The organism is Ignavibacteria bacterium, from assembly GCA_013177855.1.
Taxonomy (GTDB): domain Bacteria; phylum Bacteroidota; class Ignavibacteria; order Ch128b; family Ch128b; genus Ch128b.
The window spans coordinates 289,006-314,820 of record JABLYA010000001.1 but is presented as its reverse complement, the minus strand read 5'-3'; the positions used below and the strand labels follow the sequence as shown (position 1 = coordinate 314,820).

Sequence of the window (25,815 nt, the reverse complement as noted above, 5' to 3'; positions counted from 1 at the left end):
ACATTATACTGGAGCAGTTTATCTCATTTACCTGTCGTGGCAATGAAAGGAAAGGGATATTTGATTATGATACAGACAGAAAAACATTTTGTAAGATATTAAGCCAGTCAGCGAAAATTTATAATATCAAAGTATTCAGCTGTATATTGATGAAGAGCCACTTCCATCTGCTTATTGAGACACCTCAGGGTAATCTTGGGGAATTCATGAGGCATTTTAATATCACATATACGAGCTATTACAAACGAAGGTATGATAAGACAGGACATCTGTATTAGGGCAGATATAAGAGTATTTTAATAAATAAAGAATAGCGTTTAAAAATTGTTTAAAAGGATAAAAATGAAAGAGGTATTTACCCTCACTAAATTTGAAAAAAAATGGAGGATAAATGCCCATGAAAATAACATTCAATAAAGACCTAAGCGAAAATATTGAATATTTCAAAGGAAACAAAAATCTAGTTTATTTTATTAATTCAATTGTATTAAGATTTCTGAAATATTTAATTGAAACTTTACTTGAAGCAAAAGTTGAATATGAGAGGAGTAAAGCTTTGATAAAAAGGAATTGGTACCGTAATGGTTATTACACAAGACATCTAATTACAAAGTTCGGACTAATTGAAAATATTCGAGTTCCGAGATTAAGATATATGGTATATCAAAATAATATTTTTAATAAATGGGAAAGACGCCTTAGTGATGTAAATGACTTTATAACAAAAGTCTTCACACAAGGTGAAAGTTACAGAGATATAAAAAGAATAGTTAAATATTTCTTTAATGAACCCATGATGAGTTTATCAACTATTAGTGGAATAACCAATAAAGTATTCGATAGATTAAAAGAATTTCATAATCGCAGGATATACCGCATAAAAAATCAAATCCAGAATGGATGAAATTTTTATAGAAAAAACAATTACACATAAAAAAACAAAAAATATAAAAACCCCGCAGTGATTTAATGTGAATAGCCCCCAATCGCATTGGGGGTTAATGGGAAGAAAAAAAGAGCCCTGAAGGGGTTCAATTATAACAGAAATTGTTCTAAACGATCTTAAAAAATCAATTATAGATCAAACAAAAAAATTTTGAACATCACATTCAACCCTTTCAGGGTTGGATTATTCTTTTGAACAAATTCCCCGAATGCAATTCGGGGCTAATCAAATTCAACTCCTTAGGAGTTGAGAAAATTCTCCCAAAAAAGAGATTGATTTAAATTCAGCAAATTGAAAATTAAATCCAGATTGGACGAAATTATTATAGAAAAATCAATTTCACATAAAAAATCCCGAATGGATGAAATTATTATAGATAAAATTGCAGGCACAAGATCAAAAAATCCTAAAAGAATGACATTATGAAAAAAATTTTCAGGCCAAAAATTCAAAACGCTGAAGTTTGTGATTGATTTAATAATGACACTACTTCGGAGTTTTAATTTTGTGTTTGTGTGAATTTCATTCTTTAATAATTTCACCACTTCGTGGTTAATTTTACTACAAATAGGTCGCTCCTATGGAGCTTTAATATTTTTTGTTTCTTGTCTTTTCTACAAATAGGTCGCTTCTAACGAAGCTTTTTTAAGTTCGATAAAAACAAAAATTACCTACAGACATTTTAATAGAAATCGCAGAGCGATGACCTACTTGTAGAAAAAATATTGAACAACATCAAAATTAAAGTTGCGTAGCAACGACCTATTTGTAGAGAGATTTTTTTTACATCCAGCCAAATTAAAGTTGCATAACGACGACCTATTTGTAGAACGAATTATGTGCTGCATAAAAAATCAAATCCCGAAAGGATGAAATTATTATAGATAAAATTACAGGGACAAGAAATAAAAAAATCCTGAAAGGATGACATTATAAAAAAATTTTCAGGCCAAAAATTCAAAACTCTGAAGTTTGTGATTGATTTGATAATGTCACTCCTTCTGAGTTTTAATTTTGTGTTTGTTTGAATTTCATTCTATGATAATTTCACCACTTCGTGGTTAATTCTACGAATAGGTCGCTCCTATGGAGCTTTGATATTTTTTGTTTCTTGTCTTTTCTACAAATAGGTCGCTTCTACGAAGCTTTTTTAAGTTCGATAAAAACAAAAATTACCTACAGACATTTTAATAGAAATCGCAGAGCGATGACCTACTTGTAGAAAAAATATTGAACAACATCAAAATTAAAGTTGCGTAGCAACGACCTATTTGTAGAGAGATTTTTTTTACATCCAGCCAAATTAAAGTTGCATAACGACGACCTATTTGTAGAACGAATTATGTGCTGCATAAAAAACCAAATCCTGAAAGGATTTAACTTGATTATCCTTCATTTGTATTGGGTGTAAAATGGTAATCAAGAATATTAAAACCACAAAGGGCTTTGATATTAGTTGCTTATTCTCATCTTTATTTGATTACAATTCTTATACTTTCACCTTCGCTTTCATTTTGATGACGATCCAGTGCGGTAATTATATAAGTAATCTCACCCTGTAATTTATCATCAATTTTATCTACAAATTTTTCTTTTTTGGGAATTAAAATACTTAAAATGTTTTCTGGGTTTTCTAAATCAACTTTATTTTTATTTACAAATCTATAAACAACATAACCATAGGCTTTTTCACCCTGAGAATTTATTTCAGGTTCGTCCCATTCAAGAATTATTTTATCACTCATTTTTTGAAAACTTAAGTTTCTAATTTTATTCGGTGGAATTGAATCAATCCAATTCATTGTTGGAAGCAGGGCAGGATACTTATAAATCTTGTTTTTTAGACTATCTAATAGTCCGCCTTGATTTTGGTAGATTGATTTCGCACTAAAAAATACCGAACCAAGCACATTCTTATTGTCTCTATTCATTTTAATTTGTTCACCAATTTCAAAACCTTTTTCAAGGTAATTTTTAGCTTGAAATCGACTTGAAAAATGTCCAATATATAAATGCCTATCTTCAACAACAGAAGCCCACCAGGGCAAAAGCTTACGGTAAGGTGCCTTTGGATGATCCATCTCCCAATAGAGTTGAGGAATTATGTAATCGATATATTTCCCTCTAATCCAGCTTAACGGATCGCAGTAAATAATTGAATATGAATTAAACCCATCTGTTCCAGCATATTTATTTTCAACTATTCCAAAAGGACTGATACCAAATTTTACATACGGTTTGTAAGATTTAATTAATTCATATATTCTTTTCATTAATGAATTAATGTTATCTCGTCGCCAGTCATCAATATTTGTGAAACCACGATTGAATTTCGAAAATGTGATTGAATCTTCTTTTGAGACTTTTGGAGAATAAGGATAAAAATAATCGTCAAAGTGAATTCCATCGACATCATATCTGGTCAGGACATCTGCTATGACATTTAAAATATAGTTTTGAACTTCAGGATTTCCGGGATCAAGCATTTTGTAATTACCAAACGATAAAATCCAATCAGGATTAGTTTGTGAAATATGTTTATAAAAAATTTGATAATCACCAGTATCTTTCACAGCTCGATAAGGATTGAACCAGGCATGCAATTCCATCCCCCGTGAGTGCGCTTCTGAAATTGCAAACTCAAGCGGATCAAAATAAGGCTCTGGTTCTTTACCTTGTTCATTTGTTAACCAATATGACCACGGCTCAAAATTAGATTTATACAATGCATCACATTCAGTCCTTACTTGAAAGAAAACAGCATTCATGTTTGCTTCTTTTAATTTGTCAAAGATTTGCACAAGCTCGGAAATTTTCTGCCCTGATGTTGCATTACGATTTCCAGGCCAATCTATATTCGCAACAGTTGCAACCCATGCACCACGAAATTCCCTTTTAGGATAAATATGTTGAGCAATTGTTGACTTAAAAAGAACTATGATTAAAAGCATTGCCAATAAAATTTTTCTCATTTTTCTGCCTCTAAGATTTGAATTTGATTTTTTTTGGTTTTAAAAATTCAGTTTATTCTGGATAACATAAAAATTAGAAATTCGATACCTATAAGCACAGACATTAACAATTAATTAAATAATCTTTTAATGCAATATAAACAGCGATTGAATATCTGAGAAATGATTTTGAAGGTAGGTAAAAAAGATTTGAATTTTAGATAAAATAAGTTAATGAAAAGTTACTGATGAAAAATTACTTGAAAGCTCAATCACAAAATGATCTTTTGACTTATCAAAATTCCTTGAACGATAAATATTTTTTTCAATCTTTTCTAAACCATTTATATCTACACTCGAGAAATTTTTGTCCGTAATAATTTCAATTGCAGCATTATCTGGTAAATCTATATCAATACTTGAAAAATTAACATCAACGTAAATGGTTGACTGACCTGCTGGTTGACCTAATTTTATTTTGCCTGACGAAAAGTTACTCTCAATTTTTATATCCTTTGCTTTGATTTCAGTGAAGTCAAGATTGAAATCAGATATGTTTGTAAGAATTTTAATATCCCATTCGGGGTTTTGATGAAGTCTTAAATCTAACTGATTTTGATTTTTCTTCGAAGGTAGAATAATATCAAATCCTTTTTTTGAAACTTCTGAATTAAGAAAAAAAAATGCTGAGGTGTCGGAGAGATCTCCATCAAATTTGTATTCACCAGTTTTGTATTGAACTTCACCATCAATTAAATTTTTAGTGGATGAATTAATCTTCATCATTCCGTAATTAAACTCAACATTCAGTTTTGCATTCTTTATTTGTGGAGAGTAAAAATGACTTATCGTTTCTGATTTCTCTTTCTTCATATCTCGATAAAGACGAACATTCCCACAATGGAATGGATTAAAAATAAAAGCATAAACAATAAAAGATAACAGAACAGCAGTAACAAATACTAAGAGATTTAATGCGATTTTATTTTTGAGTATCAATCGCAAACCAATCAAAATTAAAATTACTGGCCAGAGTTTTAGAATAAAATCCAGTTCCACGTTTACTGCAAAAAAATTATCAATTAAAAAGAGTAAACCAAGAACTGTTAAAAATATTCCCCAAAAGAAATGATTAGTTTTCATTTTTTATTCCCTGTTTTTTTATGCTGTCATAAATGAGATATAAACCTATCAATATCATTATTAGAGGAGCAAAAATCTCAAAATCAAGTATGTCTATGAAATTTTCCAGAAAAAGAAGAGTTCCAATTATTAGTAAAATTATTCCAAAAATCTTCTTAGTTTTTTCCTTCCGATCAGTGAAGTCAGATGCCGTATTAACGAGTTTTTCGTCAGGAATTTCTGTAAAATCTTTTATTTCAATTTCATCGGGATTAAAGGGCTCTAGAGGTAATATAATCAAAAGAATTATATATAATATTAGTCCAGCACCATTTAAGAGAGTTATTAAAACAAATAAAAGACGGATCAGAACTGGATCAATATCGAAATATTTTCCAATTCCTCCACACACACCACCAATTATTTTATTTTGTCGAGATCTATAAAGCTTTTTATTCATTTTATTCTCCAGATTTTTTTCTTTGACGACTTAAATGCAAGAATGTTTCGATTACATAAAGCTAATTAAAAGTTAACCATTCTAAAAATTAAATGCCCGAATATGTAAAGAACTAGAATTATTATCAGCCATGTACATAAATCGAGAAAAATTCCAGCCTTGAGCATGTCAGTAATTTTTAATTGCCCCGTACTATAAACTATTGCATTGGGTGGTGTTGCAACTGGCAGCATAAAAGCCATTGAAGCTGCAAATGTTGCTGCAAGTGCGAGTAATTTACCATCTATATTTAACCCATTAGAAATTGAAAGGAGAATTGGTATCATCATCGAAGTCACAGCTGTATTCGAAGTTACTTCTGTTAGTAATTCCATCAGGATAATCACTATAACTAAAACTAATAAAATATTTGCATTACCGATCAGGTTAATTGAACTTTTTGCAATCCAGCCAGCGAGTCCAGTCTTAAACATTGCATCTGATAAAGCAATACCACCGCCAAAAAGTAATAAAGTCCCCCAATCAATAAATTTTGAGTCTTCCCAATCGAGAACAAATTTTCGGTTCTTCCAATCAACAGGGATAAAGAACATTAAGATTGCAACTGATAGAGCAATTATGTTTTCATCGAAATAAGTGAGTTGATTTAGAATTTTCTCAGGAAGCAGATGTTCCCAGAATGGATTACTTATCCATAAGATTAATAGAATAATAAAACTTAATAGGGTTAATTTCTCACCCTTAGAAATAGAACCTAAATTTTCTTTTAAGCCATATATAAAATCTTTACCATTTTGAATTTCAACTTGATTGATTGAAAAAACATTTATGAGCAAAATCCAAACTATTGGAATACTAATAAAAGTTATGGGAAGACCTAATTTCATCCACTCAAGAAAGTTAATCTCTCCCATACCAGATGTGCGTAAAATCGAAACGCAAATTCCATTTGGAGGTGTTCCGATCAAGGTTGCAACTCCTCCAATTGATGCACCATAAGCAATAGATAAAGACAGGGCTTTTGCAAAATTGTTGTTAGTTGTTTTTGTAATTCTAACAATTCCAATGACGAGTGGAAGCAACATTGCTGTCGTTGCAGTATTTGAAATCCACATTGAGAGTAAAGCTGAAATAAATATCATCGCCAAAACTATTGACTTCGGTTTATTAGCAAGATCTTTAACGCTTAATATTGAATAAGTTAAACGCTTATCCAGATTCCATTTTTGCATAGCCCTTGCAATCAAAAATCCACTTAGAAAAAGATAAATTATTGGATTAGCATAATTAGCAAGCACATTCTTCCCATTAAAAAAATAGATTTCCTTTCCAGCAACTCCACTAACTTTGAATAATGGAAGAATGACTGCTGGCAGAATTGCAGTTGCTGGGATTGGAATTGCCTCTGTTATCCATAAAATCACCATCATCAGTAGCAAAGCCAGTACAATTTTCATACTGTATGAAAGCTGTGAAATTTCTGAAGCTGATAAACTTGAAAAGTTTGATTGAAGGTAATCAATAAAGTTCTGTGGAGTCGGCAAAATCAGAATAATTATGAATAAAACAGGACCAGTAATAAATCCTAATAAACTTCTTATTTTATCAAATTTTGAAATAGCTTCATTCATTTTATTAACTCTTTTTGAGAAGTTCAATAATTTCTTTCATAACAAGAATAGTATAATCAATTTCTTCGATAGTTGTTTGAGGACTGAACGAGAATCTAACAGCACTAGAGGCTCTACTTTTGTCATATCCAAGTCCAATTAAAACATGTGATGGTTCCAATACACCGCTTGTACATGCTGAGCCGCTTGAAACAGCAACTCCTCTAATGGCAAAATTCATAATTAATGTATTCTCATCGATATTATAGTAATCTGGATTAAAAGAAATGTTTAGGATATACGGTGTGCAGTTTTCTAGTGGGGAATTAAAGAGAATTTTATCATTAAATTCACGAAGCTTTTCAATCATATAATTTTTTATTTGAAGAACTATAGAGTGATTCTCTTCTAATTTTGAATGTGAAATTTTGGCTGCGGTGGCTAAGCCAATAATACCTGCTACATTTTCAGTTCCACCTCTCCGATTTCTCTCCTGCGCACCCCCAAAAATGATTGGTGAGATAGGGGTTCCAGTTCTAATATATAAGAAGCCTGCTCCTTTTGGTCCGTTTATTTTATGAGCTGAAGCTGATAATAAGTCAACTTTTAATTTCGCTAAATCAAATTTGAATTTTCCAAAACTCTGGACTGCATCGATATGAAAAATAATTTTATTCTTGCTAGTTATCTCAGAAATTGAATAGATATCATTTATTGAACCAATTTCATTGTTTATATGAATTAATGAGACCAATCCTGTTTTATCAGTAATTGATTGTTCAATTTGTTTGTGGTTAATTCTTCCCATTTTATCAGGTTTTAAGTAAGTAACCTTAAATCCTTCAGTTTCGAGGAATTTGCAGGTTTCTAATACAGCGTGATGTTCAATTAGTGATGTGATTATTTCATCTTTTCCATAATCTTTTTTTAATGCTTTTGCAGTTCCAATTAAAGCAAAATTAATTGCTTCTGTTCCGCCGCTTGTGAAATATATTTCGCTTTGTTTGGCATTGAGTAGTTTTGCAAGATCATCTCGTGCAATTTCAATTGCTGCACGAGTTTCCTGTCCAAATTTATGTATCGATGATGGGTTGCCAAATTTATCTTTGAGGTATGGAAGCATAGCATCAAGAACTTCAGGATGGAGCGGCGTAGTAGCAGCGTAATCTAAATAAACATCTCGATATTTAGTCATTTTTTTTCTGTCTTTCAATTAAGATTTTGATACCTTCAAGAACCAAATCAAATTCGAGATTTACTTTTAATTTTGTTTTCCCATAAATCAATTTTGAGAAACCTCCAGTTATAACAATCTTAACATCTGAATTCAATTCTTCCTTTATCCGATTAATCATTCCCTCAAAAGCATCAAGTGCGCCGAACATAATGCCTGACTGCATATTTGTTATAGTATTGGTACCAATTACTTTTTCGGGGAAAATTAATTCTACTTCTGGAAGTTTCTCAGCAGCTTGATATAAAGCTCTTGCTGAAGTTTGAATTCCTGGTGCAATAATTCCACCTAAAAAATCACCATTCTTTGATACAATATCATACACAGTTGCTGTACCAAAGCTTACTATTGCGAGTGGACCTCCGTATTTCGTAAAACCACCAGCAACATTACAAATTCTATCTGAACCAACTTCAGTGGGATTATCGACCAGTAAATTGAAGGGGAGTTGAATTGAAGGTGTGATAAAGAAAGGTTCGATCTTAAATAAATTTTGAACAACTAATTCTAAATTTTTATCAACTGATGGAACAACGGAAGAAATGCCGCAATCAGTAATATCCAGCAATGAAACATTGAGCGATTGCAAAGTGCACTTTAAAAAATCTGAAAATACTTCTTTATCATGCACAGCTTTGGTTGACAATCTAAAAGTAAACTTTAATTGATCATCTTGATATATTCCAAAAGTTGTATGAGTATTTCCTGTATCAATTGCTAAAAGCATATTCACTCCTTAAGTAAAGTTATTTCACCGGATTTAAATGAAAATTTTTTGTCTTCAACTAATAGTTCAAGTTCGCCATTTCTATTTATGTCGAGCAATATACCTGAGTAAATTTCTCGATCAAAGAGAACAGTAATATTCTGACCTATTCCAACACATTTTTCTCTGTAGCTTTGATAAACTTCATCAAAATTATTTTTTAAATTCTCAAGGTAATAGAAAAATTTTGTCAATATTCTGGCTAATAAAATTTCACGATTAATTTCTTCGCCTTTAATAATTTTCAGGGAACTCGCTTTATCTTCCAGTTCTGGTGTGAATTCTGTCTGATTTACATTAATTCCAATTCCAACTACAACTTTTGCTTTTTCGTTATTTTCAATCTGTGACTCTATTAAAATTCCGCAAACTTTTTTGTTTTCAAATATTAGGTCATTTGGCCATTTAATTTTCAACTTAAAATTCATAAAATCTTCAACAGCTTCCTGTATTGAGAGGGGAGTAAAAAAGCTAAATTTTTGTAAGTCTGAATGATCTACATTTTTTAATCCAATCGAAAACATTAAATTTTTCGATGGATCAGATAACCACTTACGATTAAACCTACCCCTTCCTGCAGTTTGATAATCAGCGATAACTAGAATTTTATTGGAGAAATTTTTTCTTTTAAGTAAGTAAGTATTAGTGGAATCAATTTCTTCAAAATATTCGATTTCCAGGTTAGTAAGGTTTGAAGTGAGCTGGGATTTCATTAAATCAATATTAAATCTCATACTTCAATATTATAAAAGGCTTCGTTTATTAACAAGGTATTTTCAATTTTTGAATTTTTAATAATTTTAGCTGTCATCAGTTTGTCAAGAAATAGAATTTTTGTCATGAGCTTTGCAAAATAGTGCCAAATTGTCAAAAGGATAATACTAAAAAACATCAATTTTTTGAAAAAAAATACAGGAATTTATCTGGCACAGTGATTGAGATTACTTAAGCGAAATAAATAAAAAACAAAAAAGAAAGGAGGTGAATGAATATGACATTAGTAAAATTCAATCCATTCAAAGAACTTGAAACCTTGAGCGAAAGAATGAGAAGTTTGTTTGATGATTTACCAACAGCATTCAATTGGGATTTCACCTCAACATTCTATCCGAGAGTAGATATCTCGGAGGATGAGAACAATGTTTATGTAACTGCTGAGTTGCCAGGTGTTGATAAAAAAGATGTAAAAGTTACTTTGCAGGACAATGTCCTCACAATTGAGGGCGAGAAAAAATCTGAAGTTAAAGACGAGAAAAAGAACTATTACAGAATTGAAAGAACTTATGGTTCCTTCTGCCGCAGCTTCGCCTTACCTGCTGAGGTAGATCCTGATAAGGTCAAGGCTAAATTCGAGAATGGTATGTTAATGATTGAAGCTGCGAAGAAAGAACCAACTCCAGCTAATAAGAAATTAATTGAAATTAAATAATGATTTCGTAAAGGTGAGCTTGAGGCTCACCTTAAATTTTTTTTTTATAAAAAATTTTGAAAGAAAGGAGATAAAACTATGGGAAAAATTATTGGTATTGATTTAGGAACAACGAACTCTTGCGTTGCTGTAATGATTAATAACGAACCTGTTGTTATTCCTAATTCAGAGGGCGGTAGAACAACCCCATCTGTTGTTGCATTTACTAAAACAGGGGAAAGAATTGTTGGTGCTGCTGCAAAACGTCAAGCTATTACTAATCCGAAGAATACAATCTTTTCAATTAAAAGATTTATGGGTAGGAGGTATGACGAAGTTCAACACGAAATTAAACTCGTTCCGTATGAAGTAGTAAATGAAGGAGGTCTGGCAAGAGTAAGAATTGGGGATCGAGTATATTCACCTCAAGAAATTTCTGCGATGATTTTGCAAAAGATGAAAAAGACTGCGGAAGATTATCTTGGCGAACCAGTCACTGATGCAGTAATAACTGTTCCAGCTTACTTTAACGATGCTCAAAGACAGGCTACAAAGGATGCGGGTGAAATTGCTGGTCTAAATGTTAGAAGAATTATAAACGAACCAACTGCTGCTGCATTGGCTTACGGTCTCGATAAGAAAAATAAAGATTTGAAAGTTGCCGTTTATGATTTGGGTGGTGGTACTTTTGATATTTCAATTCTTGAATTAGGTGATGGTGTTTTTGAAGTTAAAGCTACAAATGGTGATGGTCACTTAGGCGGTGATGATTTTGATCAACGATTAATTGATTACATTGCTGATGAATTTATGAAACAGGAGGGGATTGATTTACGCAAAGATCCGATGGCATTGCAAAGATTGAAAGAAGCAGCTGAGAAAGCTAAGATTGAACTTTCTGGGCAATTACAGACGGAAGTCAATTTGCCATACATTACTGCAACCGCTGATGGTCCAAAACATTTACAAATGACAATTACACGAGCAAAATTCGAACAACTCGTTGATGATTTAATCCAAAGAACTATTGAACCATGCAAGAAAGCACTCGAAGCCGCTGGCTTAACTCCAAATCAGATTGATGAAGTAATTCTTGTTGGTGGTTCAACAAGAATTCCAAAAGTTCAGCAGGTTGTTCGTGAATTATTTGGCAAAGAACCTCATAAAGGTGTAAACCCAGATGAAGTTGTTGCAGTTGGTGCTGCTATTCAAGGTGCTGTTCTTAGTGGCGAAATAAAAGATGTTCTCTTGTTAGATGTCACGCCTCTGTCACTCGGTATTGAAACTCTCGGTGGAGTAATGACAGTTTTGATCCCTGCAAATACAACAATTCCAACTCGAAAAAGTGAAATATTCTCAACGGCGGCTGATAATCAGACTTCAGTTGAGATTCATGTCTTGCAGGGTGAACGACCGATGGCAATAGATAATAGAACACTTGGTCGTTTCATACTCGATGGAATTCCACCTGCACCGAGAGGTGTTCCACAAATTGAAGTTACATTCGATATTGATGCTAATGGTATCCTGCATGTCTCGGCTAAAGATAAAGCAACTGGTAAAGAACAAAGTATCAGAATTACAGCATCCAGTGGTTTAACTAAAGAAGAAATTGAGCGGATGAAACGAGATGCTCAAGAACATGCAGCTGAAGATAAACGAAAACGTGAAGAAGCTGAATTGAAAAATCAGGCTGATAATCTAATCTTCACAACTGAGAAACAATTAAAAGAATATGGTGATAAATTATCACCCGATATGAAAGCTAAAATTCAGGCTGCTCTTGATCAATTAAAAGATGCCCATAAATCAGGTGTAATATCCGAGATCAAAGCCAAAATGGATGCATTGAATAGTGTATGGAATGAAGCTGCAACTCAGATGTATCAAAGCGCTGGAAGTTCTTCAGGTGCTCAAAGTAGCTCAACGGGTTCTACATCTGGTGAGAAGAAAGATAAAGATGTAGAAGACGCTTCTTATGAAATAATTGATGATGATAAAAAATAAAATTTAAACAAAGGAGGAATTTTATGAATACTGTTGAAAACATCAAAAATCAACAAGACTGGGAAAGATTAATTGAAACTGAACCATTGGTAAAACCAGTGATTGATATCATTGAAAACGATGATGACTTCATTGTAAAGGTTTATATGCCTGGTGTAAGTAAAGAAAATATCTTTCTAAAACTTGAAGACAATGTTCTCACTATATTTGGTAAAGTTGACTTAAATCATGTTGAGGATGAAAGATTTCTCTTAAGAGAAAAGAGTTATGGTCATTACTTCAGACAACTAAATCTGTCTGATAAAATTGATACGACAAGAATTGAAGCTAAACTTGAGAACGGATTATTAAGCATTGTCTTACCAAAGCACGAGAGCATTAAGCCAAAGGTGATCTCAATTAATTAATCGCTAAGGGGGTTTAAGGCAAAGGGCGGTCAACTGACCGCCTTTTTTATTTTAAAAGTTATTTTTGTTTTAATCACAAAGCTGATTTTTTATACAGATAAATCTTTTAAGCTGAAAGTATAGAAATTTTATGAATGGGTTAAAATTTTTAGTTGAATTTTTGCCGAAAATAATTGAAATATAGCTCTATTGGATTAAGTCAATTAACATTCCCAAGGGATTATTAGAAAGTAATTTATTAAGTTGTTTGCTCTTCGAAATACATCTATTGAAAGACTATCTAAAGATTTTGTAAGAGTAAAAATGATATGTTCTGTTAATCTAAAAATAATAAGCCCGTCCGAGATGGACGGGCTCACCAGGAGGACTTATGAGACATTACAATAGGAGGGCTTTATCTATTAATAATCATATCCACCACCTGGAGGCATTGGTGGCATTGGTTGTTCTTTCTTAGGTTTCTCTACAATTACAGCCTCAGTTGTGATTAACATCGAAGCAACTGATGCAGCATTTTGTAATGCGATTCTTGCAACTTTAGTTGGATCAATAACACCGCTCTTCATTAAATTTTCGAATTTCTCTGTATTAGCATTGAACCCAAAATCATCTTTACCTTCTTTTACTTTCTGAACAACAACTGAACCTTCCCATCCAGCGTTCTCTACAATATGTCGAATTGGAGCTTCAAGTGCTTTCTTTACAATTTCAACACCAGTTCTCTGATCCTCGTTTTCAACTTTTACTTCAAGATTTTCCATTGCTCTTAGGTAAGCAACACCACCACCTGGAACTATACCTTCCTCAACTGCTGCTCTGGTAGCGTGTAACGCATCTTCAACACGAGCTTTCTTCTCTTTCATCTCGACTTCGGTAGCAGCTCCAACTTTCAGAACAGCGACACCGCCAGAAAGTTTTGCCATTCTCTCTTGTAATTTTTCTCTATCGTAGTCACTGGTGGTCTTTTCAATTTGAACTTTAATTTCATTAATTCTCTTTTTGATTTCTTCTTTCTTACCTTTACCTTCAACAATTGTTGTATTATCTTTATCAACCACAACACGAGCAGCTTGACCCAAGTAGGAGAGCTGTGCGTTTTCGAGTTTAAATCCTTTTTCTTCAGAGATTACGGTACCACCAGTTAGAATTGCAATATCTTCAAGCATTGCTTTTCTTCTATCACCAAAGCCAGGAGCTTTTACTGCACAGACTCTTAATGTTCCTCTTAATTTGTTTACAACCAAAGTAGCTAAAGCTTCACCTTCAACTTCTTCGGCAATGATCAAAAGAGCGCGACCACTTTGAGCTACTTTCTCAAGAATTGGTAAAAGATCTTTCATTGCAGAAATTTTCTTATCGTGAATTAAAATGTATGGATCCTCAAGAACAGCTTCCATCGTATCGGCATTTGTGACGAAATAAGGTGAAAGATAACCACGGTCGAATTGCATTCCTTCTACTACTTCTAAGGTAGTTTCAGTACCTTTTGCTTCCTCGACAGTGATTACACCATCTTTTCCTACTTTATCCATTGCTTCTGCAATTATCTTTCCGATTGAATGGTCGTTATTTGCTGAAATTGCACCAACTTGCTCAATCTCTTGAGAGGTTTCTACGGGTTTGCTTAACTTTTTTAAATTTTGAACAACTGCTTCAACGGCTAAATCAATTCCTCTCTTAAGATCCATTGGGTTAGCACCAGCAGTAACATTCTTCAATCCTTCTGCAAAGATTGCTTGGGCTAATACTGTCGCTGTAGTTGTTCCATCACCAGCAACATCACTGGTTTTGGAAGCAACTTCACGAACCATTTGAGCTCCCATATTTTCAATTGGATCTTCAAGCTCGATTTCTTTTGCAACAGTTACACCGTCTTTAGTAACTGTAGGTGCGCCAAATTTTTTGTCAATCACTACATTACGTCCTTTTGGACCAAGTGTGACTTTAACAGCATCGGCTAATTGGTCGACACCTTTTTTAAGTTTGCTTCGAGCCTCAAGATTGAATTCAATTAATTTTGCTGACATAATTCAGTCTCCTTTCATTTGTTCGACTTATTGAATAATTGCAAAAATGTCTGATTCACGCATAATTAAATACTCTTCACCGTCAATCTTAACTTCGGTGCCAGAGTATTTACCATAAAGAACTTTATCACCGACTTTAACGGTCATAGGAATATGTTTGCCAGTTTCTTCGGAAATTTTGCCTGGACCAACGGCAACAACTTCACCTCTTTGTGGTTTTTCTTGAGCTGTATCTGGCAAATAAATTCCGCCCTTTGTGACTTCTTCTGCAGGGGCTGGTTTGATAATAACTCTATCTGCTAATGGTTTTAAGCTAAATCCTGCCATATTTTTTCTCCTTATTTTGTTTTTGATTGTTTAAACCTTGTATTAGCACTCTCCAATAGCGAGTGCTAAAATAATAAATAGAGAGATTTAAATCAAGTAACTGGTTTTATCTCAGAAGCTGAGAATTTTATTTTTTTGATGGTAAAGATGAAAGAATGGTTAAAGGATAAATATAATTAAAACTTCTTGAATAAATTTGGTTTATCAATGATATTAAACTAGTAACTGAGTTTCTAAACAACGATAATTAGTCAAATTAAAAAAAGATGAATTAAATTAGTTTAAATCCTTTAGATGAAGTCCAAAAAATATCATCACTTTTATTTTGGGAGATTAAGCCAAATAAAACTATTACTGAATCACCATTAGCAAATTTAAGATTAACAGGGAGTGTTAAATTTATTTTATTAAAGTTAAAATCTATTTGAATCTCAGTTTGAGAGGTAAAAAATTTTTCTTGAATATTAATGTCTTGCAAACTATTAGTTTTATAAAAAAGTGCCAACAATGTTGATTCTTTAAATATTTCATTGGAATGATTATCAAAATTTATTTCAATATTAATTTCATTAATTCTATTCCTTGATTTTAGAATATCAGCAATATTAATGTTTAAATCCAGACCGGGGGGTAACAAAAGATTATTAGTTGATAGATCAACTCCGTTAGTTAATTTTAAGTTATTTTTAATAATTCGTTGATACGCATTTGAACCAGGTAAATCAGAATTTTTCCAAATAAGATATAAATCTGGGATACTTTTGATAATATTAGCCAGTTGAACTACTGTTGCGAATTTACTTCTTTCTTTTTTGAGCTTAACTGATTTTGTTTTCTTGTATTTTTTTGGTTTTGAATAAGCGATGAGTTTGCCATTTCTTTCACGAAATACAACATCGCCAAGTTTGCCTTTCAATGTCCCAATTATTTTCTTATTTACATCAGCCATAGTTAATTAATTTTTACCAAATATAAGTAAATTTTGAGAGTAATTTAAGTGGATTTATAGCGTATTTAAAGCGTATCTGGAGCGTATCTGAAGCGTATCTAAAATAGATGTTGATCATATTTGAACCCAATTTTTAGTTATTCTCATAAAGTGAAGCATTGATTGTAAACATTAGTTAATTTTTTGAACGATTGTGATAGTAATTCAAAAAGTAGATTAAGTTATTTGAATACTAAATTGAAAAAAATCATAATACCAGATGAAATAAATTGTTATTTATAGAGTTTAGGGGATTAATTTGATTTAGTTTTAAAATTGTGTTAAATAAAAATAACTTAATAGTTATTACCTAATAAGTTTATGTCAATGTCACTTAGTATAAAGAACAAATTTTAATCAGCAATTAAAAGATTTTAAGATCTCTAAAGTTAATTATGCAAATTTAGTTGAAGTCGAAGAGTTCCTCTTATGTTTAAGCTACCATAGTTTTAGTTCCTTTAACATATCCAATTAAAGCATTTTCCAAAAGTTTAAGTTTTTCATAATTGTGTATTCTCTTCATACTTTTTTCGATATTGATTTTTGTTTGATTTAATTCAATTGCTTTTGAGTTCTTATTAACTAAAGACAAAACATATTGACAATTTATTTTTTATTTCTTAAAGTTCATATGGAAATGTGGACATTCAAATGCGTCTAATTGAATTAAATAATTTTTATATCCTTCTTTTCACTTTCCATCTCTACAAGCAAACAAATAATGAGTTTATTAAAAAACTACAGAAACTTAGTAAAGAGGGTTTCTTATGCCTAAGATTATAAGACAAATATTTTTTCTCTTACTTTTATTCTTCTTTTTCTTTACAACCCTCACCTGCAAGAGATCACCTGTTGAGCCAAATGAATTTGAAATGTTATGGTTAGATTTTGAAGATGCAAGCTGCACTGAAGCTTGGTTTAATTTGAAATTAAATAATCTCCCCAAACCTGTAAGAGTTGATGTTTATAGAGAAAGTTATCTTACTAAATCTTTTACAATATTCACCACAAATGATACTTTGTTTTACATAGAGAATTTACTTCCAAAGCAGAAGTATGAAGTATATGTAAAAGTAAAAGGTTCAGATGGTAAGGAATACACGAGCACAAAAATAAACTTTGAGACAATGGACACAACAAGTCACGAGTTTACATTTGAGATGTTTACATTTGGCGGAGAGATAGGAGGCAGTGTTCTTTATGATGTTGTCATTATTAACGAAAACAATATTATTGCTGTTGGAAGCATTTTTATGAAAGATTCGCTTGGCAATCCTGATTTTCAACCTTACAGTATTGTAAAATGGGATGGAAAAAACTGGACACTAAAAAAACTCTTTTATAATAATAATTTAATTGTAGCACCGATTAGAGGTATTCTTGTGTTAAGTCCAAATGAAATTTATCTAGCAGCGGGAAGTGTATTTCGTTGGGATGGTGTTTCATCCTCAGTTAAACTTGTTTATTCCCGGTTAAATTTACCCGACCCAAATGCTACCATTGAAAAGTTATGGGGAAATTCAAATAAATCAATATATGGAATTGGAAATGTTGGTAGTATTATTTTCTATAATGGGACTAGCTGGCGCAGAATAGAGAGCCACACAACCTTAAACATAAACGATATTTGGGGCGATTATAACCCTAAAACTAATGAGTGGGAAATTTTGGCTGTAGCCTCTAACCGCCAGTCTTTAAATGATAGGGAACTTCTAAAGATAGAAAATTTGGTGGTAAGAAAAATAGAATTAGAGCCCAGAGTCTGGCCTTTAGTATCAGTTTGGTTTAAATCAGATAAATCATATTATCTCGCAGGACAAGGGATATACTATAAACATTGGTTCAAAGATAAGATAGAATGGAAAGACATAGCAGAAGGATTAACAACTTTTGCCACCACATCAATCAGGGGTAATGACATAAACGATGTAATAGGCGTAGGTGCTTTTGGTGATTTTCTACATTTCAACGGATTAAGTTGGAAGCAATATCAAGAACCATATTTATATAATGGGGCATATACTAAAGTAGCTATAAAGGATAATTTGGTTGTTGCTGTTGGAGGTAATCAGATTTCATTAGCATCAGAAGCAGTAATATTAATGGGGAGGAGGTGAAGAAGATATGAATAGAACATCACCAGACAAGTAATAAAGTAACGATGCTGACAAACCATTGCTCAAAGTCTAAAAAAATTAGTTTATGTCAAATTTGTCCGTGAGTGCAATTTACCTTTTATCTTAAAAAGCAAATTTTTATAAAAAGGGGGAGGACAATCAAAAAGAAAATTTCAATCTCGTTGATGTTGTTTATAATGATTAAGTCCCAAAAATTGTGTAAATGTTAAAATTACTTGAAGAGGCATTACACATTAAATCTATGTTAATATGACTAACTACTAAGAACAAATTTTTATCAGCACTACTAAGATTTTCAAAATGTCCTATTGCATTAGTTCTTCTTCTAATTTCTCTGATAAATCTTTCAATTAGATTTGTTGTGTTGAACAAGTGATGAAATCTTAATTCGATTGAGGATTTTGTTTTAATCAATCCATCATCTAAAAATATAGCTACTGCTTCTACATTTACATCAAAATACTTACATACTAAACTTCTTGTGTGAATATTTTGATCATAAATCAATCAAAATCATCAAGTCTTCATTGCCATTTTTGGGGAATCCCATTTTCATAGACCCTATTTCTAAGTCTTGGTACTTTTAGGTTCTCAATTAATCCAAAGGTTGTAAGCAAATGTCTTTGATAATAACCATTCCGATACCAATTCTTTTTGATCGCCGCTTTACTCCTTTCATACTCAATCTTTGTCTCAAGAATTGTTTCAATTAAGTGTTTAACAAAATCTTTAACCATTGGCTTTAGTAATGAACCTAAGCTTTTGTTTTCTTTGAAATAGTTTTTAATTTCGTCCAACATTCGTTGGCATTAGATTAACAAGGCATTTATCCTCCATTTTTTCTTCAAATTTAAGGAGGGTAAATGCCTCTTTTATTTTTTACCTTTATACGATTTTTTAAACGCTACTTAATGAAACTAAGCTTTTGTTTTCTTTGAAATAGTTTTTAATTTCGTCCAACTTTCGTTGGCATTTAATTAACAAGGCATTTATCCTCCATTTTTTCTTCAAATTTAAGGAGGATAAATGCCTCTTTTATTTTTTACCTTTACAAAGTTTTTAAACGCTACTTAAAAAACTCATTTAATGTTTTATTAAATCTATGTATATTGTAATGTTAAAATATGGAATACAGTATAAAAATATCGCATAAAATTGGGGTTAAATTGGTTGCTCTTGCTTTGCTTGGAACAATCGCTTTCACATTTTTACACTCAGAGTTAGGTTTTTTTGATTTTGATGGTGATAATCACGGTGCACATGATTTCTGTGAAATTGTAAAAAATATTAGCAGCCGTACAAAAACAATAAAAGATGAATTACCAAAACTTGGGCTTACAAAAATTTTATGCACTCGTTGTCTTCAAATTGAAGAAACATCTGTCCAAAGTTTTATTTATAACAAAACATATCAGCCTACAATTTTAAGTCATTCCACACACACCTATCTATTTAACAGTACTTTTCTGATTTAACTAATCTATTTTCATTTCTACCGCCGGATATAGACAAACATTTCATTTGCGGAATAATTGTATTTCCGCTAACTGCGTATTAGTCTATTAAGAAATATTTGGAGAAAAAATGTTAAATCTTGTGAAAACCCAATTACTCGTAAATAAAATTTTTGTTTTATTCGTAACTATATTGTTTCCGCATTGCATTTACGGGCAAACAGAAGTTAAAAAAATTAGCTTGAAAGAGGCTATTGAAATTGGATTAAAAAATAATCCGGAAATAAAGTCAGCACAAGAAAAAATATTGGCAGCTAAAGGAAGATTTTGGAGCGGGATATCCCTTCCATCACCAGAAATATCTGTGAGTTATGAATGGACACCAAAAGATAAAAGCCTAAAAAGTTTTAGCGAGAGAACTCAACAGGTTAACCAATCTTTTGAATTTCCGACGAACTATTTTTTAAAAGGGAGCAAATTAAGTAACGAGGAAGAGATTGCTTATTATAGATTTAAGCAGACGGAGCTTATAATCACATCGCAAATAAAATCTACTTATTATAATGTGCTTGCAAAGGAGGAACAATTAAAGATTGCAGAAGAAAATCTATCGATTGCAGATGACTTTTTTAAAAAAGCCGAGATAAGATACAATGTTGGTGAAGGAACTAATCTTGAAAGATTGACTGCAAAAGTTCAATTCACAGAGGCAAAAAATAATTTAGAAGTTGTGCGCAATGAGCTTAAAACTGCAATTGCAGAATTAAATTTTGCCTTAGGATATGGGAGACAATCAGAAGAAATTTTTACGCTAAAAGATAGTTTAGTTTTTAAAGAATATAACTTTTCTTTAGATGAATTATTCAGCTTATCTTCTTATGCTAATCCAAAAATAAAAATTGCAGAACTAAATTTAAGTTCATCTTCTATTGATAAAAAGCTTGCGTGGTCTTCAGTTCTGCCGAGCTTCAATCTTTCCTACTTCAAGCAAGCACGGGATGGCGACAGGGGCTATTACGGCGCATCATTTGGAATTTCTGTTCCATTGTGGTTTATGTTCCAACAACGAGGACAAATCCAAGAAGCATCGGCAAATGTAAACATTGCTGAATCGGAACTGCAATTAGTAAAGAATGAAGTTTACCTTAGATTAAAAAGTGCATTTAATGACTATGAAAATGACCTTAAACAGGTAAAACTTTATTTGAATGATATATTACCACAATCAGAGGAAATCTTTCGTGTTGCAGCAAAGAGTTATGATGCCGGTGAAATTACATATCTAGAATACCTTCAAGCGAAACAAACATTGATAACTTCAAAGAACAATTATATCAAAGCACTTCTTAAGTATTACTTATCATTGTTTACTCTTGAAGAAACTGTTGGACAAAGTTTATTAAAATAAAATTGGAGATAAAATGATGGAATTCAAAAGATATTTACTGGCAATAATACTTATATCAGCCTTGTTTATTGGCTGCAGTGAAAATGAAAACAAAGCAGATAATGAAAAGCAAAATGAATATAAGGAAAGGACTATAGTTTTAAGTAAAGAAGCAATTGAAAAAATTAATTTGAAATATGTTACCGCTGAAATAAAACCACTAAATGGATTTATAAAAGTTCCTGCTGTAATAATTACAAACCAAAACAATGAAGCACTGGTCGGATCTTTAATTCAAGGACGAGTTCACAAAGTATTTGTAAATGTTGGTGATTACGTAAAAACCGGACAAGTGTTGATGCAAATTGAAGGGCTTGAAATAGGTCAACTGAAAGGTAATTATCTTAAAGCAAAAGCAAATCTTGATTTTGCTGAACAAGAATATAAAAGACAAAAAACTTTGTTTGAACAAAATGTTGGTTCTCAAAAAAACTATCTAACCGCAAAGGCAGAATACGAAAAAGCTTTAGCAGAATTCAATGCTGAAGATAAAAAAATTCATTCAGTTGGTTTATCTCACGAGGATATTGAGAACATAAATGGGAATGAGCATACATCTGGATTACTAACAATCAAATCACCAATAGATGGAATTATTGTTGAAAGGAATGTTGTGATTGGGCAGTTTGTGGAAACAAATACAAATGCTTTCAGAATAATTAACACTAACAGTGTTTGGGCTGATGGTCAGATTTATGAAAAAGATATTCTTAAAATTTCTGGCAAACCAACTATTGAATTCTTTTCCTCATCAATTCCAAATCAAACATTCAAAGGAAAAGTAATATATATCGGGCAAGTTGTTGACGAGCATACCCGAACAATTAAAATCAGAGCTGAAATTCAAAATACCGCCTCCAAACTTAAACCCAATATGTTTGGTGAAATGTTAATCCCTATTTCATCTGAAGCAAAAGGAATTGTTATACCATCAGAAAGTGTAATTAAAGATAATAATGAAAGTTATGTTTTTGTTGTTGAAAACGATTCCACATTCAGAAAGCAAATTGTGCAAATAGGCGTTGAGTTAAATCAAATGGTAGAAGTAATTAAAGGATTAAAACCTGGTGATAAAGTTGTAACAAAAGGTGCGTTCTTTCTAAAATCAGAAATGATGAAAGAATCTTTAGGAGAGGAAGAATAATATGATAGAAAAAATAATCCACTTCTCTCTTAAACAAAAATTACTGATAATTTTTGCTGTTATAATTCTAATAGCTGCCGGTATTGCCGCATTCAAACAATTGCCCATTGATGCTGTGCCGGATGTAACTAACATACAAGTTCAAATTCTCACTTCCTCTCCAACACTTGCACCGGTTGAGGTCGAACGAACAATCACTTTCCCAATTGAAGTTGCAATGAATGGTTTACCAGATGTTGAGGAGATCCGTTCAGTCTCTAAATTTGGATTATCATTAGTTACTGTTGTCTTCAAAGAAAATGTTGATATTTACTTTGCCAGACAGTTAGTATTTGAGAGACTGCAGAATGCTGCCAGCGAAATACCAGCAGAACTTGGAAAACCGGTTTTGGGACCAACCAGCACTGGATTAGGTGAAATTTATCAATATGTCATCAGACCAAAAGGAAAAACTAAGCAAGATTCGACTGAGTTGATGGAAATGAGAACGCTCCAGGATTGGGTTGCCAAAAGACAATTGCTAACCGTGCCAGGAGTTAATGAAGTAAATTCATTCGGTGGATTTGAAAAGCAATATCAGGTTTTAGTTGATCCCCAGAAACTTATTAGCTATGGAATTACCTTGCGTGATGTTTACGAGGCAGTGTCGGAGAATAATTCGAATGCCGGAGGCGCTTACATTGAACATAGTAACGAGCAGTACTTAATTCGTGGAAGCGGTTTGGTTCAAAGTATTGATGATATAAAAAATATTATTGTAAAGACTGATGACAATGGAACGCCAATTTATATCCGTAATGTTGCTGATGTAAAATTGGGACCAGCATTACGGCAAGGCGCAGTAACAATGAACGGAGAAGGTGAAGTTGCAGCCGGTATTGTAATGATGCTTAAAGGTGCAAACAGCCGCACAGTCGTTGAGAATGTAAAAAATAAAGTTGAGAGTATTAAAAAAACTTTGCCGCAAGATGTTGAAATGGTTCCATTTTATGATAGAACCGAACTTGTGAATAAAACAATTTGGACTGTTGCAAAAAATTTATTGGAAGGCGGAATATTAGTTATAGGAATACTTGTTTTACTTTTATTCAATCTACGCGGCGGTTTTATTGTGGCTTCTGTTATTCCTCTATCAATGCTCTTCGCTGTCATAATGATGGTAGCAACCGGAGTATCAGGCAACTTGATGTCTCTCGGCGCAATTGACTTTGGATTAATTGTTGACGGTGCTGTAGTAATGGTTGAAAATGCAATCAGAAAACTTCACGAAAGAAAAAATGGTATTAGCATAAGCGAAACCGTACTTGAATCTGCCTTAGAAGTAGGTAGACCAGTTGTATTTGCCGTCGGTATAATCATTATTGTTTATTTGCCTATAATGACCTTGACAGGTCTTGAAGGAAAGATGTTCAAGCCTATGGCATTTACAGTTGCTTATGCTCTTATTGGTTCGTTGATATTGAGTTTAACTTATGTTCCCGTAATGTCTGCAATTATGTTCAAGAAAAAAATTAAAGAAAGGGAGAGTCCAATTATCACTTATGCAAAGAAATATTATGTCCCTCTGCTAAGAAAAGTCTTAAATAAAAGAATTTTAGTTGTAAGCGCTGCGGGAATTCTTGTTATAATCAGCTTTATCATTTTTCCTTTTTTAGGAAGTGAATTTATACCGCAATTAGACGAAGGAGCAATTGCAATTCAAGCTTTTAGATTACCCAGTGCTTCGCTTACAACCGCAATTGAAACATCTACAATGATTGAGAAGGAAATACTAAAATTTCCGGAAGTTGAAAGCGTTGTATCCAAAACTGGAAGAGCAGAAATAGGAACCGATCCAATGGGAGTCGAGATGAGCGATATTCTTATCAATCTTAAACCTAAAGAAGATTGGACTACTGGAAGAACAAAAACAGAATTAATTGAAGCTATGGAAAATGAACTTAAAAAAATACCGGGAATTGCTTATAGCTTCTCACAACCAATTCAATTAAGAGTTGCAGAGTTGATATCCGGTGTTAAATCAGATGTTGCAATTAAACTCTTTGGAGAAGATTTAAATATCTTAAAAGAGAAAGCAAATGAAATAGTAAAGGTTGTTAGTCAGATTGAAGGAGCTAAAGATGTAAAAGCTGAACAGATAACTGGATTACCACAGCTTCAAATAAAAATTGACCGAAATAAAATTGCACGCTACGGAATTAATGTGGCTGATGTAAATCAAATAATTGAAACAGCTATCGGAGGTAAAGAAGCAGGTAAAGTATTTGAAGGTGACAAACGATTTGATTTAGTCGTAAGGTTTGCACCAGAAGCAAGAAGTGATGTAGAAACAATCAAAAACATTCTTGTTCCATCACCAAACGGCTCAACAATACCGCTTAGTCAAGTTGCAGATGTTTTTGTTGAAGAAGGTCCGGCACAGATAAGCAGAGAACACAACCAAAGAAGAATTGTTGTTGAAGTAAATGTCAGAGGGCGGGATATTGGAAGCTTTGTCGAAGAAGCTGAAAAGAAAATTTATGCGCAAGTTAAACTACCAACCGGTTACTATTTAGAATGGGGTGGAACATTTGAAAACCTTCAAAACGCTCGTGAGAGATTAATGATCGTAGTCCCTTTGGCTTTATTCCTTATTTTCATTCTTCTGTTCATTTCGTTCGGTTCAATCAGAAATGCTTTATTAATTTATACTGGAATTCCTTTTGCAATTGTTGGTGGTGTGTTTGCATTACTACTGCGCGGAATGCACTTCAGTATTTCTGCGGGAGTCGGATTCATTGCGCTGTTCGGTGTTGCTGTGTTGAACGGGGTTGTGATGGTTTCATTTATAAATAAATTACGACAAGAAGGAATGTCTTTGGAAAATGCTGTAATTGAAGGAGCTACAACCAGACTAAGACCAGTGTTAATGACTGCGTTAGTTGCTTCCCTTGGATTTATTCCAATGGCTTTATCAACCGGCGCCGGAGCTGAAGTGCAAAAACCTCTTGCAACTGTTGTTATTGGAGGTTTAATAACTTCTACTCTTTTAACTTTATTTGTTTTACCGACAATTTATTTATGGTCTGAAAAAAGAAAGGAAATAAAAAAGATATGAACGGCTTATCACAAATATTTATAGGTTCATTTTTACTCAGCATAATTCACGCATCAATGCCTAATCACTAAATACCATTAGTTGCACTCTCAAAAGCAGATAGGTGGAATGAGAAATTAACTCTTGGCATCACAGCAATTGCAGGTTTCGCACAGACGCTAAGCACAAATATTATAGGAATAATAGTAGGATTTCTTGGTTATAAAATATCTGAATCCTTTTCGTTTATAGTTGGAATAATCGCTACGAGCATTCTAATTCTACTTGGAATAATTTATCTAA

At 32.5% G+C, this 25,815-nt stretch carries 22 protein-coding genes; 10 read left to right on the top strand and 12 right to left on the bottom strand.

Going from position 1 to position 25,815, the window contains the following annotated elements; translation table 11 throughout:
* The first annotated feature begins 2 nt into the window (after positions 1–2).
* Positions 3–278: a hypothetical protein gene (locus tag HPY57_01395; GenBank protein NPV10433.1), complete on the top strand. Its 276-nt coding sequence runs from the start codon at positions 3–5 to the stop codon at positions 276–278.
* A gap of 113 nt (positions 279–391) precedes the next feature.
* The gene (locus HPY57_01390) at positions 392–904 is read left to right on the top strand and encodes a hypothetical protein (GenBank protein NPV10432.1); all 513 of its coding nucleotides are present in this window, start codon (positions 392–394) and stop codon (positions 902–904) included.
* A 1,514-nt stretch (positions 905–2,418) separates the two neighbouring features.
* Here HPY57_01390 and HPY57_01385 read toward each other — a convergent pair.
* The 7 genes from HPY57_01385 to HPY57_01355 all read right to left on the bottom strand — a co-directional run bounded on the left by HPY57_01385 (position 2,419) and on the right by HPY57_01355 (position 9,823).
* Positions 2,419–3,918 (bottom strand): family 10 glycosylhydrolase, encoded by a 1,500-nt coding sequence (locus HPY57_01385; GenBank protein NPV10431.1) that lies wholly within the window; start codon positions 3,916–3,918, stop codon positions 2,419–2,421.
* A 210-nt stretch (positions 3,919–4,128) separates the two neighbouring features.
* Positions 4,129–5,040 carry a hypothetical protein gene (locus tag HPY57_01380; GenBank protein ID NPV10430.1) on the bottom strand — a complete coding sequence of 304 codons (912 nt, stop codon included), beginning with the start codon at positions 5,038–5,040 and terminating at the stop codon, positions 4,129–4,131.
* Complete coding sequence (locus HPY57_01375) at positions 5,030–5,479, bottom strand: PspC domain-containing protein (protein NPV10429.1); 450 nt, start codon at positions 5,477–5,479, stop codon at positions 5,030–5,032. The genes HPY57_01380 and HPY57_01375 overlap by 11 nt, the downstream gene beginning before the upstream one ends.
* 65 nt (positions 5,480–5,544) lie before the next feature.
* On the bottom strand, positions 5,545–7,110 hold the full coding sequence (locus HPY57_01370; protein ID NPV10428.1) for an SLC13/DASS family transporter: 1,566 nt from the start codon (positions 7,108–7,110) through the stop codon (positions 5,545–5,547).
* A gap of 4 nt (positions 7,111–7,114) precedes the next feature.
* Entirely contained in the window at positions 7,115–8,284 is a 1,170-nt protein-coding gene (locus tag HPY57_01365; protein NPV10427.1) for a cysteine desulfurase, read from the bottom strand.
* On the bottom strand, positions 8,277–9,050 hold the full coding sequence (locus tag HPY57_01360; protein NPV10426.1) for a type III pantothenate kinase: 774 nt from the start codon (positions 9,048–9,050) through the stop codon (positions 8,277–8,279). The genes HPY57_01365 and HPY57_01360 overlap by 8 nt, the downstream gene beginning before the upstream one ends.
* Positions 9,051–9,052: 2 nt before the next feature.
* Positions 9,053–9,823 carry a biotin--[acetyl-CoA-carboxylase] ligase gene (locus HPY57_01355; protein NPV10425.1) on the bottom strand — a complete coding sequence of 257 codons (771 nt, stop codon included), beginning with the start codon at positions 9,821–9,823 and terminating at the stop codon, positions 9,053–9,055.
* A gap of 257 nt (positions 9,824–10,080) precedes the next feature.
* Between HPY57_01355 and HPY57_01350 the strand changes: the two genes are divergently transcribed.
* The 3 genes from HPY57_01350 (at position 10,081) to HPY57_01340 (ending at position 12,911) form a co-directional block, all read left to right on the top strand.
* Positions 10,081–10,518: an Hsp20/alpha crystallin family protein gene (locus HPY57_01350; GenBank protein NPV10424.1), complete on the top strand. Its 438-nt coding sequence runs from the start codon at positions 10,081–10,083 to the stop codon at positions 10,516–10,518.
* Between the two features lie 78 nt (positions 10,519–10,596).
* A complete protein-coding gene (gene dnaK / locus HPY57_01345) occupies positions 10,597–12,504 on the top strand; it encodes a molecular chaperone DnaK (protein NPV10423.1) in 1,908 nt (635 codons plus the stop codon).
* 23 nt (positions 12,505–12,527) lie between these two features.
* Positions 12,528–12,911 carry an Hsp20/alpha crystallin family protein gene (locus tag HPY57_01340; GenBank protein ID NPV10422.1) on the top strand — a complete coding sequence of 128 codons (384 nt, stop codon included), beginning with the start codon at positions 12,528–12,530 and terminating at the stop codon, positions 12,909–12,911.
* 401 nt (positions 12,912–13,312) lie between these two features.
* Here the strand turns inward: HPY57_01340 and groL are convergent, their stop codons facing one another.
* From groL to HPY57_01325, 3 genes are all read right to left on the bottom strand, one after another.
* Positions 13,313–14,938 carry a chaperonin GroEL gene (gene groL / locus HPY57_01335; GenBank protein ID NPV10421.1) on the bottom strand — a complete coding sequence of 542 codons (1,626 nt, stop codon included), beginning with the start codon at positions 14,936–14,938 and terminating at the stop codon, positions 13,313–13,315.
* 27 nt (positions 14,939–14,965) lie between these two features.
* A complete protein-coding gene (gene groES / locus HPY57_01330) occupies positions 14,966–15,265 on the bottom strand; it encodes a co-chaperone GroES (protein NPV10420.1) in 300 nt (99 codons plus the stop codon).
* 271 nt (positions 15,266–15,536) lie between these two features.
* A complete protein-coding gene (locus HPY57_01325) occupies positions 15,537–16,214 on the bottom strand; it encodes a hypothetical protein (GenBank protein NPV10419.1) in 678 nt (225 codons plus the stop codon).
* 806 nt (positions 16,215–17,020) lie between these two features.
* Between HPY57_01325 and HPY57_01320 the strand changes: the two genes are divergently transcribed.
* On the top strand, positions 17,021–18,370 hold the full coding sequence (locus HPY57_01320; GenBank protein ID NPV10418.1) for a glucosyl transferase: 1,350 nt from the start codon (positions 17,021–17,023) through the stop codon (positions 18,368–18,370).
* A 201-nt stretch (positions 18,371–18,571) separates the two neighbouring features.
* On the opposite strand, the gene HPY57_01315 is transcribed toward HPY57_01320, so the two are convergent.
* Positions 18,572–18,898 (bottom strand): hypothetical protein, encoded by a 327-nt coding sequence (locus HPY57_01315; protein NPV10417.1) that lies wholly within the window; start codon positions 18,896–18,898, stop codon positions 18,572–18,574.
* A 17-nt stretch (positions 18,899–18,915) separates the two neighbouring features.
* A complete protein-coding gene (locus HPY57_01310) occupies positions 18,916–19,188 on the bottom strand; it encodes a hypothetical protein (protein NPV10416.1) in 273 nt (90 codons plus the stop codon).
* A 327-nt stretch (positions 19,189–19,515) separates the two neighbouring features.
* Here HPY57_01310 and HPY57_01305 point away from each other — a divergent pair, with 327 nt between their 5' ends.
* The 4 genes from HPY57_01305 (at position 19,516) to HPY57_01290 (ending at position 25,533) form a co-directional block, all read left to right on the top strand.
* A complete protein-coding gene (locus HPY57_01305; GenBank protein NPV10415.1) occupies positions 19,516–19,866 on the top strand; it encodes a hypothetical protein in 351 nt (116 codons plus the stop codon).
* A 109-nt stretch (positions 19,867–19,975) separates the two neighbouring features.
* A complete protein-coding gene (locus HPY57_01300) occupies positions 19,976–21,253 on the top strand; it encodes a TolC family protein (protein NPV10414.1) in 1,278 nt (425 codons plus the stop codon).
* Positions 21,254–21,266: 13 nt separating this feature from the next.
* Positions 21,267–22,436 (top strand): efflux RND transporter periplasmic adaptor subunit, encoded by a 1,170-nt coding sequence (locus HPY57_01295; GenBank protein ID NPV10413.1) that lies wholly within the window; start codon positions 21,267–21,269, stop codon positions 22,434–22,436.
* Between the two features lies 1 nt (position 22,437).
* A complete protein-coding gene (locus tag HPY57_01290; GenBank protein NPV10412.1) occupies positions 22,438–25,533 on the top strand; it encodes an efflux RND transporter permease subunit in 3,096 nt (1,031 codons plus the stop codon).
* The last annotated feature ends 282 nt before the right edge of the window (positions 25,534–25,815 follow it).

Coding starts and splice junctions, on each gene's coding strand:
- HPY57_01390 (NPV10432.1), top strand. CDS start 392: ATGCCCATGAAAATAACATTCAATAAAGACCTAAGCGAAAATATTGAA.
- HPY57_01385 (NPV10431.1), bottom strand. CDS start 3,918: ATGAGAAAAATTTTATTGGCAATGCTTTTAATCATAGTTCTTTTTAAG.
- HPY57_01380 (NPV10430.1), bottom strand. CDS start 5,040: ATGAAAACTAATCATTTCTTTTGGGGAATATTTTTAACAGTTCTTGGT.
- HPY57_01375 (NPV10429.1), bottom strand. CDS start 5,479: ATGAATAAAAAGCTTTATAGATCTCGACAAAATAAAATAATTGGTGGT.
- HPY57_01370 (NPV10428.1), bottom strand. CDS start 7,110: ATGAATGAAGCTATTTCAAAATTTGATAAAATAAGAAGTTTATTAGGA.
- HPY57_01365 (NPV10427.1), bottom strand. CDS start 8,284: ATGACTAAATATCGAGATGTTTATTTAGATTACGCTGCTACTACGCCG.
- HPY57_01360 (NPV10426.1), bottom strand. CDS start 9,050: ATGCTTTTAGCAATTGATACAGGAAATACTCATACAACTTTTGGAATA.
- HPY57_01355 (NPV10425.1), bottom strand. CDS start 9,823: ATGAGATTTAATATTGATTTAATGAAATCCCAGCTCACTTCAAACCTT.
- HPY57_01350 (NPV10424.1), top strand. CDS start 10,081: ATGACATTAGTAAAATTCAATCCATTCAAAGAACTTGAAACCTTGAGC.
- dnaK (NPV10423.1), top strand. CDS start 10,597: ATGGGAAAAATTATTGGTATTGATTTAGGAACAACGAACTCTTGCGTT.
- HPY57_01340 (NPV10422.1), top strand. CDS start 12,528: ATGAATACTGTTGAAAACATCAAAAATCAACAAGACTGGGAAAGATTA.
- groL (NPV10421.1), bottom strand. CDS start 14,938: ATGTCAGCAAAATTAATTGAATTCAATCTTGAGGCTCGAAGCAAACTT.
- groES (NPV10420.1), bottom strand. CDS start 15,265: ATGGCAGGATTTAGCTTAAAACCATTAGCAGATAGAGTTATTATCAAA.
- HPY57_01325 (NPV10419.1), bottom strand. CDS start 16,214: ATGGCTGATGTAAATAAGAAAATAATTGGGACATTGAAAGGCAAACTT.
- HPY57_01320 (NPV10418.1), top strand. CDS start 17,021: ATGCCTAAGATTATAAGACAAATATTTTTTCTCTTACTTTTATTCTTC.
- HPY57_01305 (NPV10415.1), top strand. CDS start 19,516: ATGGAATACAGTATAAAAATATCGCATAAAATTGGGGTTAAATTGGTT.
- HPY57_01300 (NPV10414.1), top strand. CDS start 19,976: ATGTTAAATCTTGTGAAAACCCAATTACTCGTAAATAAAATTTTTGTT.
- HPY57_01295 (NPV10413.1), top strand. CDS start 21,267: ATGATGGAATTCAAAAGATATTTACTGGCAATAATACTTATATCAGCC.
- HPY57_01290 (NPV10412.1), top strand. CDS start 22,438: ATGATAGAAAAAATAATCCACTTCTCTCTTAAACAAAAATTACTGATA.